The sequence below is a fragment of the Arthrobacter sp. BGA-UO-ETr-C19 genome (genome assembly GCF_059568005.1).
Window position 1 is genome coordinate 16,169 of sequence record NZ_JCAQPC010000023.1, and the last position, 14,655, is coordinate 30,823.

The 14,655-nt window shown below is 66.3% G+C and carries 11 protein-coding genes and 1 tRNA gene; 5 read left to right on the top strand and 7 right to left on the bottom strand.

Annotated elements, in window-relative coordinates:
• Positions 1–11: 11 nt before the first annotated feature.
• The 3 genes from AC57BR_RS16260 to AC57BR_RS16270 form a co-directional block, all read right to left on the bottom strand.
• A complete protein-coding gene (locus tag AC57BR_RS16260) occupies positions 12–938 on the bottom strand; it encodes an AEC family transporter (protein WP_496362352.1) in 927 nt (308 codons plus the stop codon).
• 144 nt (positions 939–1,082) lie between these two features.
• The gene (gene panD / locus AC57BR_RS16265) at positions 1,083–1,511 is read right to left on the bottom strand and encodes an aspartate 1-decarboxylase (protein ID WP_496362354.1); all 429 of its coding nucleotides are present in this window, start codon (positions 1,509–1,511) and stop codon (positions 1,083–1,085) included.
• Positions 1,512–1,568: 57 nt separating this feature from the next.
• Positions 1,569–2,585, bottom strand: a complete 1,017-nt coding sequence (locus tag AC57BR_RS16270) for a LysR substrate-binding domain-containing protein (protein ID WP_496362356.1) — start codon at positions 2,583–2,585, stop codon at positions 1,569–1,571.
• Between the two features lie 156 nt (positions 2,586–2,741).
• On the opposite strand from AC57BR_RS16270, the gene AC57BR_RS16275 reads away from it, so the two are divergent.
• Both AC57BR_RS16275 and AC57BR_RS16280 read left to right on the top strand, forming a co-directional pair.
• Positions 2,742–4,202: an amino acid permease gene (locus tag AC57BR_RS16275; protein WP_496362358.1), complete on the top strand. Its 1,461-nt coding sequence runs from the start codon at positions 2,742–2,744 to the stop codon at positions 4,200–4,202.
• 675 nt (positions 4,203–4,877) lie between these two features.
• Positions 4,878–8,414, top strand: a complete 3,537-nt coding sequence (locus AC57BR_RS16280) for a bifunctional proline dehydrogenase/L-glutamate gamma-semialdehyde dehydrogenase (RefSeq protein ID WP_496362360.1) — start codon at positions 4,878–4,880, stop codon at positions 8,412–8,414.
• An 86-nt stretch (positions 8,415–8,500) separates the two neighbouring features.
• Here AC57BR_RS16280 and AC57BR_RS16285 read toward each other — a convergent pair whose 3' ends face one another.
• Both AC57BR_RS16285 and AC57BR_RS16290 read right to left on the bottom strand, forming a co-directional pair.
• Positions 8,501–8,755, bottom strand: a complete 255-nt coding sequence (locus tag AC57BR_RS16285; RefSeq protein ID WP_496362362.1) for a hypothetical protein — start codon at positions 8,753–8,755, stop codon at positions 8,501–8,503.
• A 136-nt stretch (positions 8,756–8,891) separates the two neighbouring features.
• Complete coding sequence (locus AC57BR_RS16290; protein WP_496362364.1) at positions 8,892–9,746, bottom strand: LysR family transcriptional regulator; 855 nt, start codon at positions 9,744–9,746, stop codon at positions 8,892–8,894.
• Positions 9,747–9,878: 132 nt separating this feature from the next.
• Here AC57BR_RS16290 and AC57BR_RS16295 point away from each other — a divergent pair, with 132 nt between their 5' ends.
• Positions 9,879–11,207 carry an MFS transporter gene (locus tag AC57BR_RS16295; protein WP_496362366.1) on the top strand — a complete coding sequence of 443 codons (1,329 nt, stop codon included), beginning with the start codon at positions 9,879–9,881 and terminating at the stop codon, positions 11,205–11,207.
• Between the two features lie 30 nt (positions 11,208–11,237).
• Here AC57BR_RS16295 and AC57BR_RS16300 read toward each other — a convergent pair.
• Positions 11,238–11,311 (bottom strand) — tRNA-Gly (locus tag AC57BR_RS16300).
• A 243-nt stretch (positions 11,312–11,554) separates the two neighbouring features.
• Here AC57BR_RS16300 and AC57BR_RS16305 point away from each other — a divergent pair.
• Positions 11,555–12,001 (top strand): SRPBCC family protein, encoded by a 447-nt coding sequence (locus AC57BR_RS16305; protein ID WP_496362368.1) that lies wholly within the window; start codon positions 11,555–11,557, stop codon positions 11,999–12,001.
• A 105-nt stretch (positions 12,002–12,106) separates the two neighbouring features.
• Here the strand turns inward: AC57BR_RS16305 and AC57BR_RS16310 are convergent, their stop codons facing one another.
• On the bottom strand, positions 12,107–13,945 hold the full coding sequence (locus AC57BR_RS16310) for a CAP domain-containing protein (RefSeq protein WP_496362370.1): 1,839 nt from the start codon (positions 13,943–13,945) through the stop codon (positions 12,107–12,109).
• 106 nt (positions 13,946–14,051) lie between these two features.
• Here AC57BR_RS16310 and dcd point away from each other — a divergent pair, with 106 nt between their 5' ends.
• On the top strand, positions 14,052–14,627 hold the full coding sequence (dcd, locus tag AC57BR_RS16315) for a dCTP deaminase (RefSeq protein WP_003803277.1): 576 nt from the start codon (positions 14,052–14,054) through the stop codon (positions 14,625–14,627).
• Positions 14,628–14,655: the final 28 nt, after the last annotated feature.

The window sequence follows — 14,655 nt, forward strand, 5'->3', positions numbered from 1 at the left end:
TGGGACGGCAGTTATGCCAGAAGCAGGGCCACACCGATCATCGCAGGCACGGCCACGATCGTGGTGATCAGGACGGTATCCTTCGCCACCGTGAGCCCGGCCTTGTACCGGCTGGCCGCGACGAACACATTCTGCGCCGTAGGCAGGGCGGACGTGACCACCACGGCGAACAGTGCCGGGCCGTCGAGCCCGAGGGCGAAGCGTGCAAAGATGTACGCGATCGCCGGGTGGACGAAGAGCTTGAAGCCGCTGGCCAGCAGGGCATCGGTTCTCCTGCCCGCGGCCGCCTGCAGCGGCTTTGACCCGTTCAGGCTCATGCCGAAGGCCATCAGCATGGCCGGAATTGCGGCACCGCCGATCAGGTGGATGGGCTCCAGAAGCAGTGGCGGGACCTGCCAGCCCGTTCCGGCGACCAGCAGGCCAAGGGCAGAACCGACGATCATCGGATTCTTCAGGATCAGCATCACGAACCGCAGCGGCGTGGTCCGGTGCGAGCTGGTGGTGGCATCGAGCGCCATGAGGAACAGCGGCGTGAAAAACGCGAGCTGGAAGATCAACAGGGGAGCGACATGGCTGGCGTCGCCGAGGACGTACACGGCAATCGGGATGCCCAGGTTGGCGGAGTTGGCCAGCGAGGCGCTCATCGACGACATCAGTGATTCCGGGACGGTGCGCTTGAGCAGGAACCTGACGATGACAAAGAACAGGGCGGCGGTGGTGACAGCACCGACTGCTGCCACGAGCAGCGGCGCCGCGAACACGTCGCGCAGGCTCGCCCTGCTCAGCGTCTCGAAAAGCAGTGCGGGACTGGCCACGAAGAAGGTCAGCCCGCTCAGGACCTGCCGGGCGTTCTCGCCCAGGATCTTGCGCCGGCCCACGAACATGCCCACCAGGATGATGGACCAGACCACAAAAAAGCCTGCGAGAACGCCTAGCATTCGGGTGTCTCTGAAGGCTCGGGTCTACGGGCGGGGGCGTCCACCATCCCAGCCTAATCAGATTTATTCAGCGGCGGTTCACCTTGTGGCCGGGATCTCGCCATTCGGGCAGCCAGGTGCCCGGGATAAGTCAGAGGGGCGCCGTCAGCTGCACGTGGCGTTGTTCAATGCGAACGGCGGGCGCATGAGACCGGTGGTGTGGCCCTCCGCGGGGTCGTTGCCGATCTGGACAATCTTGTTGTCCTTGTCCACGTGGACCACCTTGGGGGTGTAGGCCTTGGCCTCATCCGTGGTCATCTGGGCGTAGGTGATCAGGATGACGACGTCGTTTTCGTGCATCAGGTGCGCGGCCGCGCCGTTGATCCCGATGACGCCGGAACCGCGCTCGCCGGCGATGGTATAGGTCTCGAGGCGGGCGCCGTTGGTGACGTCCACAATGGCCACGAGCTCGCCGGGCATGATGTCGGCAGCATCCAGCAGGTCCAGGTCAACGGTGACCGACCCCACGTAGTGCAGGTCCGCGTGCGTGACAGTGGCGCGGTGGATCTTGGACTTAAACATTGTGCGATTCATAACGTGAACAGTCTAACGCCGGGGTCAACGCTTGGCTGTGAGCCAGGGAACACCCCGCTACACCGATTCTCCGCCTCCTGGCGCTCCTTCTCCGGCTCCTGCTGCGGCTGCTGCCGTTGCGGGCGTTGTAGCGGGGGCGCCGGAGGCGTCCGCTCCAGTGTCGATTTCCTGGGCAGCCGCGATGGAGGCGGCCGTGGAGGCAAGGATTTCCCGGGCCGCGAGGATGGCGGGACGCTGCGCACCGGAGCGCCGCACAGACGTGAACACCGTCCGCCTCGGCTTGCCGGGGAGATCCAGCAGCTGGGCCGTGGTGCCCCGGCCGGTCCACACCAGGTCCGGCATCAGGGCGACTGCGTTTCCGGACTCGATCAGGCGGATCTGGGCCTGGAGGTCCGCTGTTTCAAAGCGGACGTCGGGCTCGAAGCCTGCACTCCGGCAGGCTTGCTCGGCCCAGTGCCGCGACGCCGCGCCGCGCGGTTCCATCACCCAGGGCATCTCTGCCGTGTCTGCGAGTGAGTCGACGTTCGCCCTGCCCTCGGCGGGCGGCGGTACTGCGAGGCGGATGGCGTCACTCGTCAGGCGCACACGGTCCAGCTCGGGGTAGCGGGGCGCCGCATGGCCGGGATACTGCTCGGCGATGACCAGGTCGAAGTCCCGGGCCCACGTCTCATGCAACGCCGTCTCCGGTTCCCGCTGTGTCATCTCGATTCGGACCTCGGGGTAGGTCGCGGCGAGGCGGGTCAGCGCGTCCGGCATGAGTGCCAGCGCGGCGGACTGGAAGACGGCGATCCGCACGGTGCCCGAAACCGTGGTCAGCGATGCCGCCAGGTCTGCCTCCGCCTGTTCCAGCGTTTCCAGCAGGTGGGCGGTATGCGCCACCAGAACCTCGGCCTGCGGTGTGAGCTGCACGCGGCGGCCGGTTTTCCTGAGCAGTTCCACCCCCACTTCCTTCTCAAGCAGGGCCAGTTGTTGGGAGACTGAGGAAGGACTGTACTGCAGGGCTGCGGCCACCTCGGCGAGCGTGCCCCGGATCTTCAGCTCGCGGAGCAGCCTCAACCGGCGGACATCAAGCATGGGCTGTTCCTTGGTTGCACAAATGAATAGTTGGACTAACGAATACTGGTTAGAAGTATGCACTTTATCTAATGCAACACTGCTTGCATACTAAACAGATTGAGTTATCCCCATCACAGGGCGAAATGATGGGGCCGCACCTACGCAGGAGTCCCGATGAGTACACCAGATCACTCGCAGTCAATCTTAAGGCGCAAGCCCATTGACGACATCGAAGTAGAGAACAAACACAGCGGCCTGTTCAAGTCCCTCGGACTGTGGCAGCTGACCGCCATCGGCGTCGGCGGCATCATCGGCGTCGGAATCTTTTCGCTGGCAGGCCTTGTGGCGCACGGCAGTGCAGACACGCCCGGCGTCGGACCTGCGGTGCTGATTTCCTTCCTGATCGCGGGCCTTGCGTCGGCCGCAGCAGCGCTGTCCTACGCAGAGTTCGCCGGCATGATCCCGCGCGCCGGCTCGGCGTACACCTACGGCTACGTGGCCCTGGGCGAAATCATCGGCTGGTTCATCGGCTGGGATCTGCTCCTGGAGTACATTGCGATTGTGGCTGTGGTGGCCATCGGCATCTCCGGCTATTTCGACGCGTTCCTGTCCGGCATCGGGATCCACATGCCCGCATGGATGACGTCCACCGTGGACGAAGGCAAGGGCGGCATCATCAACATCCCCGCCATCCTGGTCTGCCTGCTGGTTACCTGGATCCTCTCGCGCGGTACCAAGACTTTCGGCCGGTTTGAACTGATTGCTGTTGCGATCAAGGTTGTCCTGATCCTGTTCATCATCGGGTTGGGCGTCTTCTACATCAACACCCAGAACTTCAACCCGTTCATGCCCAGCGGCTTTGGCCCCGTCCTGGCCGGCTCGGCCACCGTGTTCTTCGCCGTGTTCGGCTACGACGCCATGAGTACCGCCGCCGAAGAGGCAACCGATGGCAAGAAGCACATGCCCAAGGCCATCATCCTGTCCCTCATCATTGCCATGCTGCTTTACGTGGCCGCCACCCTCGTGCTCACCGGCATGCAGAACTACAAGGACATCGATCCCGCCGCCGGCTTCGCCTCGGCATTCCAGGGCGTCGGCCTTCCCGTCATCGCCACCATCATCTCCGTGTTCGCCGTGCTGTCCATCCTCACCGTGATGCTCACGTTCCTCCTCGGCGTCACCCGCGTCTGGTTCTCCATGAGCCGCGACGGCCTCCTGCCCGGCTGGTTCTCGAAGACGGACCGGCACGGAACCCCGCAGCGTGTGACCTGGATCGGCGGCATCGCGTCGGCGCTTCTGGCCGGCGTGTTCCCCATCAAGGCCGTTGCTGACCTCACGAACATCGGCATCCTCGCCGCGTTCGTGGTGGTGTGCGTTTCCGTGATTATCTTCCGCTACACCAAGCCGGAGGCGCCGCGGACCTTCCGCCTGCCGCTGATGCCGGTGGTCCCCGCATTCGGCGTCCTGGCCTCCGCCTTCCTGATGTTCCAGCTGCACTGGGAAACCTGGCTGCGCTTCGGCATCTGGCTCGTGATTGGCCTGGTGATTTACTTTGGCTACGGCAAGCGGCACTCCCTGATGAACCCGAACAGCCCGCGGCACAATGAGGCTGTGGAGATGCACACGCCCGTGTAGCTCCGTTCATTTTGCGCCTTACCGACGAACCCTCCCGCAGCTCTCACGTGCGGGAGGGTTCGTCTTTTGCGCGACGAAAGCTGAGGAAGGGTTTGGAAGGAAGCGACGAAAGCTGAGGAAGGGTGTGGAAAGAAGCGACGAAAGCTGAGGAAGGGTTTGCAAACAAGCGACGAAAGGTGAGGGAGCGTTTTGGGTTCCTGACCCTTCCTCACGTCCTGCAGCCATACGCACAACCCTTCCTCACGTCTTGCAGCCCTGCGCGCGACGCTTCCTCACATCTTGCGGCCGTGCGCGCGACGCTTCCTCACGTCGTGCGTTCCTGCGCGCAACCCTTCCTCATGTCGTGCGCCCATACACACGACCCTTCCTCAGGTTTTGCAGCCCTACGCGCGACGCTTCCTCACGTCGTGCGGCCATACGCGCAACCCTTCCTCATCCCGGTGAGGGAGGGTTTGCAAACAGGCGGCAAAAGCTGAGGGAGCGTCCGGGGAATGGCGGCGGAATCCGGGCTATCGGCGGGGCCGGAAGGGCGGCATTTTGGGGTGTCGGGGCAAAATACAGAACGATCGGTATTTCTAACGTGTATTGCTCAGGAAAGATCGCTTTATCTTAAGGGAACTGAAGCTCATACTGATGGATAAGACGATCAAATCGCACTGAAAGAACGAGGAAGCCATGACCAACACCGCAACGGATCACCGCGTGCAGGCAGGCAAGGACGCCGCTGTTACCGGCGCCGTCGCCACCCCCTCGGGAGGGTCCGACGTCGCCGAAGCGACGGCTCTGGCCACCGACGCAATCGCCCTCGTCCGCCGCTGGCTGACCGAAGCCAGCAAGGTTCCCGTGGACGCATCCGCCGAGCAGCTCGCCGGCGTCCTCAAGGACCCGAACGGGCTGGACTTCACCGTGGGCTTCGTCGACGGCGTGGTCCGTCCCGAGGACCTGCACGTGGCCGCGCGCAACCTCGCCGCCCTCGCCCCGAAGGTCCCCGCCTTCCTGCCCTGGTACATGCGCAGCGCTGTCCAGATGGGCGGCCTCATGGCCCCTGTCCTGCCGCAGGTTGTCATTCCCGTAGCCCGCAAGGTCCTGCGCGAAATGGTGGGCCACCTCATTGTCGATGCCACCGACTCCAAGCTCGGCCCGGCCATCGCCAAGATCCGCAAGGACGGCATCAAGCTCAACGTCAACCTGCTCGGCGAAGCCGTACTTGGCGAGCACGAGGCCTCCCGCCGGCTCGAGGGGACCCACACGCTGCTGGCCCGCCCGGACGTGGACTACGTGTCCATCAAGGTGTCCTCCACCGTTGCACCGCACTCGCCCTGGGCCTTCGACGAAGCCGTGGAGCACGTCGTGGAGAAGCTCACCCCTCTGTTCGCCAAAGCCGCGTCCTACGCCGCCACCGGGCAGAAGGCCAAGTTCATCAACCTGGACATGGAGGAGTACAAGGACCTGGACATGACCATCGCGGTCTTCACCAGGATCCTGGACAAGCCCGAGTTCAAGAACCTTGAGGCCGGCATCGTGCTCCAGGCCTACCTTCCGGACGCCCTCGCCGCCATGATCCGGCTGCAGGACTGGGCGGCCGCACGGCGCGCCGACGGCGGCGCCGCCATCAAGGTCCGCGTGGTCAAGGGCGCCAACCTGCCCATGGAGCAGGTGGAATCCTCGCTGCACGACTGGCCGCTGGCCACCTGGGGCACCAAGCAGGACTCGGACACCAACTACAAGCGCGTCATCAACTACGCGCTGCACCCGGACCGGATCGGCAACATCCGCATCGGCGTGGCCGGCCACAACCTGTTCGACATCGCCTTCGCCTGGCTGCTGGCCAAGCAGCGCGGCGTCCAGTCGGGCATCGAATTCGAGATGCTGCTCGGCATGGCGCAGGGCCAGGCCGAGGCAGTCAAGAAGGATGTCGGCTCGCTGCTGCTCTACACGCCGGTGGTGCACCCGGCCGAATTCGACGTCGCCATCGCCTACCTGATCCGCCGCCTCGAAGAGGGCGCCAGCCAGGAAAACTTCATGTCCGCCGTCTTCGAGCTCAGCGAAAACGAAGGACTGTTCGAGCGCGAAAAGCAGCGCTTCCTGTCCTCCCTGGAAAAGCTCGACGACGAGGTGCCGTCGCCCAACCGCCGGCAGAACCGCAGCCTCCCGGCAGAGCTGATGCCCCGCACCGGCTTCCGGAACACCCCGGACACGGACCCGTCCCTGCCCGCCAACCGCGACTGGGGCCGCGCCATCCTGGACCGGGTCCCCACGTCGGCCCTGGGCAACGCCTCCGTCGAGGCTGCCACCATCGCGGATGCGGACACGCTCAACAGCGTGATTGCCACGGCCGTAGAAAAGGGCAAGGCGTGGGGTGCGCTGACCGGCGCCGAGCGTGCCGAGATCCTGCACCGCGCCGGTGACGTCCTCGAGGCGCGCCGCGCGGAGCTGCTCGAGGTCATGGCCAGCGAAACCGGCAAGACCATCGACCAGGGCGACCCCGAGGTCAGCGAGGCCGTTGACTTCGCCCACTACTACGCCGAAGCGGCACGCACGCTGGACGACGTCGACGGCGCCACCTTCGTTCCGGCGAAGCTCACGGTGGTGACCCCGCCGTGGAACTTCCCGGTGGCCATCCCCGCCGGTTCCACGCTCGCGGCGCTCGCCGCTGGCTCCGCCGTCGTGATCAAGCCCGCCAAGCAGGCCCGCCGCAGCGGCGCCGTGATGATCGAGGCGCTGTGGGAGGCAGGCGTTCCGCGTGACGTGCTCACCATGGTGCAGCTGGGTGAACGTGAGCTCGGCCAGCAGCTGATCTCGCACCCGTCCGTGGACCGCGTGATCCTCACTGGCGGCTACGAGACCGCCGAACTGTTCCGCTCGTTCCGCAAGGACTTGCCGCTGCTGGCCGAAACCAGCGGCAAGAACGCGATCATCGTCACCCCCAGCGCCGACCTGGACCTCGCCGCGAAGGACGTGGCCTACTCCGCCTTCGGCCACGCCGGACAGAAGTGCTCCGCTGCCTCGCTGGTGATCCTCGTGGGCTCCGTGGCCACCTCGAAGCGGTTCCGCAACCAGCTGATTGACGCTGTGACCTCCCTGAAGGTGGGCTACCCGCAGGACCCCACCAGCCAGATGGGTCCGATCATTGAGCCGGCCAAGGGCAAGCTGCTCAACGCGCTGACCACCCTGGGCGACGGCGAGAACTGGGCCGTCGAGCCGCGCAAGCTCGATGACACCGGCCGGCTGTGGAGCCCGGGCGTGCGCTACGGCGTCAAGCGCGGTTCCTACTTCCACCTGACCGAGTTCTTCGGCCCCGTCCTCGGCGTCATGACCGCGGACACCCTGGAAGAGGCCATCGCCATCCAGAACCAGATCGAGTACGGCCTCACCGCCGGCCTGCACTCCCTCAACACCGACGAACTGGGGCTCTGGCTGGACACCATCCAGGCAGGCAACCTCTACATCAACCGCGGCATCACCGGTGCCATCGTGCAGCGCCAGCCGTTCGGCGGCTGGAAGAAGTCCGCGGTTGGCGCCGGCACCAAGGCTGGCGGCCCCAACTACCTCGCCGGCCTCGGCGACTGGACCACCACCGAGAGCACCCAGGGCGCCGCGGCGGGCATCGCCAACCGCAGGGTGCAGCGCCTGGTGGACGCAGTGAAGGACGAACTCGACGCCGCCGACATCGAGGCCCTGCAGCGGGCGCTGGGCTCCGACGCCCTCGCCTGGGCGGACGAATTCGGCACCGCCAAGGACGTCTCGGGCCTGGGCGCCGAGCGGAACATCTTCCGCTACCGGGCGCTGCCGGTCACCGTCCGGCTCTCCGACGGCGAATCCCTCCGGCCGCTCGTCCGGACAGTAGCCGCCGGCGTACTTGCCGCTGCCCCGGTCACCGTCTCCTCCGGCGTCGAACTTCCCGCCCGGCTGCGTTCCGTGCTCACCGGTCTGGACATCCCCGTGACGGTGGAGGACGACGCCGCGTGGCTGGCATCCGCGGGCCGTCTCGCCGCGGCGGGCAAACTGTCAGGCGCACGCATCCGCCTGATCGGCGGCTCCGCTGCGGACCTGGCCGACGCGACCGGCGGCCGTCCGGACCTGGCCATCTACGCCCACGAGGTAACGGAGGCCGGCCGTGTTGAAATGCTGCCGTTCCTGCACGAGCAGGCCGTCAGCATCACGGCGCACCGGTTCGGCACGCCGAACCACCTCTCCGATTCCCTGATCTAGGGGGCCTGCTGATCCAGAGGCTCCAATAGCAATAGATCGGGCGGGCACCCACAAGGTGTCCGCCCGATCTATTTGTCTTTTGCTGCTTAACCCAGATACCAGCCGGGTGGAGCCCATGACGCGGGAACGCTGTGTGCGGAAAAGTCCTCGCAGCGCGTGCAGGTGTACGCGACTTCGCCCAGCTTCCGTACGGTCCCGTCCTGGCGGTGCTTGGGCGGCACGAACGATTCAAGGTAGATGAACTCGTCTGTTCCGCACTTTTCGCAGTTGGGCTGGCCGACGTATTCAGAGTCCATGGCCATGGAGTGGCGGGTATAACGGGGGTTTGCGGCAGTGGTCACGGCGTACCTATCCCGAACAAAGGGGCGTCATTGCCGAGCAATGTTCGTTATCGAAACCTGTGTGTTATCGGCCGCTGCATGACCGCAACAGTCACAGCATAAGCCAGCTGCGAACCGTTATCAATCATTTTCCGGCTTAAACAGGCTTCTTCAGGGTCCTTCCCATGATGGCCTGGGTCAGGGCGTCGATGACCTCCGCGTTCGCCAGCGGGTTCCTGATCAGCGTGAAATCGACATCCCCCACAGGCGGCAGCTCGAAGCGCCGGGTGATGATTTTCAGGTCGTCGGGCACCAGCGAGGACGGCATGACAGCCACCCCGATGCCGGCGCGGACGGCGGCCAGCACACCGCTGATCTGCTTGGTGGTGCACGTGATGCGCCACGTCCTGCCCACGGATTCGAGGGCGTCGATGGCAAGCTTGCGGCTCAGGCTGGGGGCCGGGTACGCGATCAGCGGCACGGGAAGGCCCGGCTCCAGGGCGGTCTGTTCGAGGCCCACCCAGGAAAAGGTGTCGTGCTGGACCACACTGCCGTCCTTGGCGCCGGCCACCCACTTCACGAAGACGAGATCCAGCTGGCCGGAATTCAGGCGCTTGTACAGCTGGTCGCTCTGGCCGACGGTGAGCTCGAGGTTGATCTGCGGGTAGATCTGTCGGAACTCGCGCAGGATGCGCGGGAGGCCGGTAATGGCGAGGTCGTCGGCGGTGCCGAAGCGCAGGCGCCCGCGCATGGCCGAACCGGAAAAGTAGCGGGCGGCGGCATCGTGGGCCGCGAGGATGCTTCGCGCGAATCCGGCCATGGCATCGCCGTTGTCCGTCAGCCTGACGTCTCTCGTGTCCCGGCTGATCAGCGTCCGCTTGGCGGCAGTCTCGAGCTTGCGCACGTGCTGGCTGACCGTCGGCTGGGCCAGGCCGAGGCGTTCTGCCGCCTTGGTGAAGCTCAGCGTTTCGGCAACGGCGAGGAACGATCGGAGCTGGGCCGGTTCGAACATTGGTCCTCCTCGACGGCGGGGCGCCATTACGTTCAGCAATGAGAGTTATAGGAGCAATAGTCTTCCACAATTGGAAGTGTGCGCCATAGCGTTGAGGACATCCCTGCCGGCCCGCTCACCTGAGGAACCCCTGTGACACCCCCACCGCCGCCACTGGCCACCGTCACCCAGCCCGTCGCCGTCGTCAGTGAACGCCTTCCGTGGCGTCACACCTTCATCTCACTCCGGGTTCCCAACTTCAGGCTTTTCGCCACGGGCCACTTCATTGCCGTCATCGCCGTCTGGATGCAGCGGATCGCCCAGGACTGGCTGGTGCTCCAGCTCTCCGGATCGGTCACCGCCGTCGGCTTCACGGTGGCGCTTCAGTTCCTGCCATCCCTGCTTCTGGGACCGTGGGGCGGAATGGTCGCAGACCGGTTCTCCAAACGCAGGATCCTCATCATGTGCCAGTCCGCCGCGGCCATCCTCGCCGCTGCGCTCGCCGCCCTCGCACTCACCGGGAGGATCGAGGTCTGGCACGTTTACGTCATCGCACTGGTGCTCGGCCTTGTCACCGTGCTGGACCAGCCCGCCCGGCAGGTCTTCGTCCATGAGCTGGTGGGGCCCCGGTACCTGCGCAACGCCATCAGCGTGAACTCGACAACGTTCCAGCTGGGCGGGCTCATCGGTCCGGCGATCGCCGGGGTGCTGCTGACCGCCGTCGGCGCCGGCTGGGCCTTCGCCGCCAACGCCGCGGCTTGCTGCTCAACGGTGGCGATGCTCCTGCTGCTGCGGCGCGATGAGCTGTTTGTCAGCGCCCCGGCGCCCAAGTCCAGGGGCATGCTGCGGGAGGGGCTGCGGTACGCGCTGAGTAAGCCCACCATCTACTGGCCGTGGCTCATGGTGGGCTTCATTTCCGTTTTCGCCATGAGCCTGCCGGTGCTGCTCGCCGCCTTCGCGGACCGCGTGTACGGCATCGGCGCGGGCGGCTACGGGATGCTGAATGCGCTCGTCGCGCTCGGGGCCCTGACCGGGGCGGTCGCCTCCACCCGGCGGCGGCAGCTCCGGCTGCGATCGGTGGTCCTGGCGGCCGGCATGTACGGGCTGATGCTGTGCCTTTCCGCCGCCGTCCCCACGCTGCCGCTCTTCGGCGCCGCACTGGTGCTGTCCGGGTTCTGGTGCCTGATGTTCCTCACCGCGTCCAACCAGCTGGTGCAGACCAGCTCCAACATGAGCATCCGCGGCCGCGTGATGAGCCTGTACATCATGGTGCTGATCGGCGGCCAGGCCCTCGGCGGGCCGATGATCGGTTTCATCGCCGAACACCTTGATCCGCACACCGGGCTGGTGGTGGCCGGAGGGGTGCCGGCGCTCGCCGCGGCGACTGTCGCCCTCGTGCTTGCCCGCAAAGGTGAGCTGACGCTGAAGGTGGACCTGCGGAACCGGCGGGGACCGCTGAGGGTGGTGCGCCGGTCGGCATGACGCCGCAGGCGGCGCATTCAAGGGCTGGTTTGGAGCGGCTGACGGGAATCGAACCCGCGTATCAAGCTTGGGAAGCTAGCGCTCTACCATTGAGCTACAGCCGCAGTCGCACCGGAAACTGCCCGGGGCAGAACCTAGCTTAGCGCAGTTGTACGGCGACTCCGGCCATCTGGATACCGAGCCCGCGCGCGTCGGCGAATCGGGCCGAAAGGCCTCCCGTAACTGTTCGGTAAAGGCCCGGGCGGTGCGCGGCCGCGGACCGGCCCGGGTGGCTATCCTGAATCTCGTTAGCTGCAGTAAGGGGAACGGGCTACGCAAGGCAGGCCCGACGTCGGAAAAGGATCCCCATGGCAGGTGCAGAACACGAGGTCCTCGTTGCGCGCGACGCCATGACGGTCTACTCATTCCTCCTGGACGGCGCGAATCTGCCCAGATGGCAGGGCGACGTCCGGAGCATAGGGCTCAGCTCGGGCAGTGCCGGCAGCGTGGGAGCCAGGTACCAGGTCACCATGGACGGTCCCCGGGGGCGGCCGGTGGCACGCGATTATGAGATCACCCAGGCGCGGCCCGGCGCCGAAATCCAGTTCCAGGTGGTGGCCGGCCCGTCCCTCCTGCACGGTGGTTTTTACCTCAGCACCGAGAGCACCGGGACCCGGGTGCGGTTCGCACTGGACGCGCCGACGCTCGGTTTCTGGAGCTTCATCCGTCCGGCATACCGGCGCCAGCTCCGGGCGGCCGTGGGACAGCTTGCGAAGCTGCCCGGCGTCATCGAAGAGCGGACGACGGCGGACTGAGACTTCCGCTCGTCCCCCGGAGTTTTTGTACAGATATCGCGAGTAAAAGGGCCTTTTGGGGCCAACAGCTGTACAAAAACTCCACGGAATTGTTCTGGTGCGCGCCTACTGGGCCAGCCGCTGGCCCGCCCACGCCCCGGGGACGGCCGACGGCGGGGACAGGACTCCGCCGTCGAGATTCCAGTACTGCACGGGGCTGGTCTGTCCGGCGGCGCCGGTTCGCTGCAGCACCAGGCCAACGGAGTAGGCGCCGGTGACGCCGTGCAGTGCGCGGACGGCTGTCACGTCACCCCACCCGCTGGCGACCAGCGTCCGGGCTTCGGCTTTGGGCGACGGCCCGCCGGAACCCCGGTACAGCTGAACGTTGCCGTCACCCTGGCGGGCCAGCAGGTCCTGGAAACCGTCGCCGTCGTAATCCACCATGGCGAGCCGTGTCGCGGCGACGCCGGAGGCGATGAGGGTCCGCTGGACGAGATCGCCGGCGCCCCGGTTGGGATAGAGCCAGAGGTTTGAGCCGGAGTCGAGGGCCAGCAGCTGGGGAAGCCTGTTGGTGGAGCACCATCCGCCGACTGCAAGTGTCATGCCCGCCCAGCCGGACTGCCCCAGCGTGACCGGCGGCTGGAACCCGCCCGCCAGCTGCCCTGGATACAGGGTCAGGCGGCCGTCGGACCATTGCGCCAGGACATCGAAAACGCCGTCCCGGTCCCAGTCAGTAACCAAAACCTGCGGCGCGGCCGAGAAGCCGGAGCCGATGGTTTCGGGCGGGCCGAACTGTCCGGCGCCCAGTGCGGGCCGGTTGATGAGCTGCCCCGCTGCGTCGACCGCCATGAGGTCCCCGGCGCCTTTGATGGCCGCCGTGGCCAGGTCCAGCGTGGGCGGCATGTGCTTGACCAGGGGCTCGCACACATCGGTTGGCTGCACGGGAACCGAGGTGCTGCCACCCGGCGCGGCCGTGGTGCCGGCGGGCAGCGCCGAGTAGCCGAAGAAGTTCACCACGCCCCACATGGTGTAGCGGCTGGGGGTGGTTTGCCAGTTTCCGTCGGTGAAGGTGATGCCGATACCGACGACGTTGAACCGAGGGTCGGTAAGGATGGCGTTGTGGGCGGGCGAATTCTTCCACCATTCGACGAGTTGCGCGGCGTCCCGGTCCCAGCGGACGGCGATGACCTCGCCTGCGCCGTTGTTCGGACTCAGGGCACGCGCATCTGTCCAGAAATTCGCCCGGTGTTCAATGACCTCGCGGGAGGCGATGCTGTCCGACCATTCCTGCGCCAGGCCGGCAACCGTTGCGTGGTACTTGACGGCCGGCAGTCCAAGGGACGCCCGGTAGGTGTTGATGGCGTTGAAGACGGCGGTTACCTGGGCGGCGTTGCTGTCGGGCACCAGTGCCTGCGTTGTCAGCGGGCCCTTGGCGGCGCTGCCCGGCTCCGTCCGGGTCTTGTATTGCGGTGCGGCGAAGGCATCGGCAGGGGCTGAGAGCGGCGGAATCGAGGCTGGTTCCGGCGGGCCCGCGGGCGCTGCGGGTGGGGAGGTCTGGGCTGGGGCGGGAGCGGGCTGCGCGGTGCGGTTTGGAGCGGCAGGTGCCTCTTGGGCGGGGGCCGCTGGTGCCGGTACCGCAGCCCTGGCGGCCGCCGCCGTACCTGCCGGTGTTGCGGTGCCGGCCGGGCCGGTGAGTGGAAGCCCGGGTGAGGGCGCGGCGGGGGCCGGGCCGCCGTCGTCGGGCATGCCCGGGGACGCCGCGGAGGCGGCCGGCAAGGCACCCCTTGAACCGGAACCGGAAGTGACTTTTGGCGCCGGGGCTTCCGGTGCGGGGGCAGTGGTGCCCGGCACGGCGGCAGCGGAACTGCCGGCCGGTGCCATGGGTGGCAGGCCGCTGGCCGCGGGCGTCGCCAGCGCCAGGGCGCAGGCGAGTGCAACAGCGGCCTTGGCCGCAATCCTGTTCAAAATATCCCCAGCTCTATTTCTGACCGTGTGACGTGAGACCGTCGGCCTGATTGTTCACGCAACACTAGCGGCAGGGCAGGGGAGCGGCAATGGTATTTTTGACGGTGTGCTGATCTCTGACCGCGACATTCGTGCCGAAATTGATTCCGAACGGATCGTCCTCGATCCGTACGAAGCCGCGATGGTCCAGCCGTCCTCGGTGGATGTCCGGATTGACCGCTATTTCCGCCTGTTCGACAACCACAAATACGCCCACATCGATCCCGCCGAAGAGCAGCCCGAGCTGACCAGGCTGGTGGAGGTGGAAGAGGGTGAACCGTTCATCCTGCACCCCGGCGAATTCGTGCTCGGCTCCACCTACGAAACCGTCACGCTGCCGGACGACATCGCCGCGCGCCTCGAGGGCAAGTCCTCGCTCGGACGCCTCGGCCTGCTGACGCACTCCACGGCCGGCTTCATCGATCCCGGCTTCTCCGGACACGTCACGCTGGAGCTGTCCAACATGGCCACGCTGCCCATCAAGCTCTGGCCGGGCATGAAGATCGGCCAGCTGTGCTTCTTCCGGTTGACCTCCGCCGCGGAGTTCCCCTACGGCTCCGGCGAGTACGGCAACCGCTACCAAGGCCAGCGCGGACCCACTGCGAGCCGCAGCCACCTGAACTTCCACCGGACTGACATTTAGGGCGGCCATTTGCGCCGAGAGGTGGGAT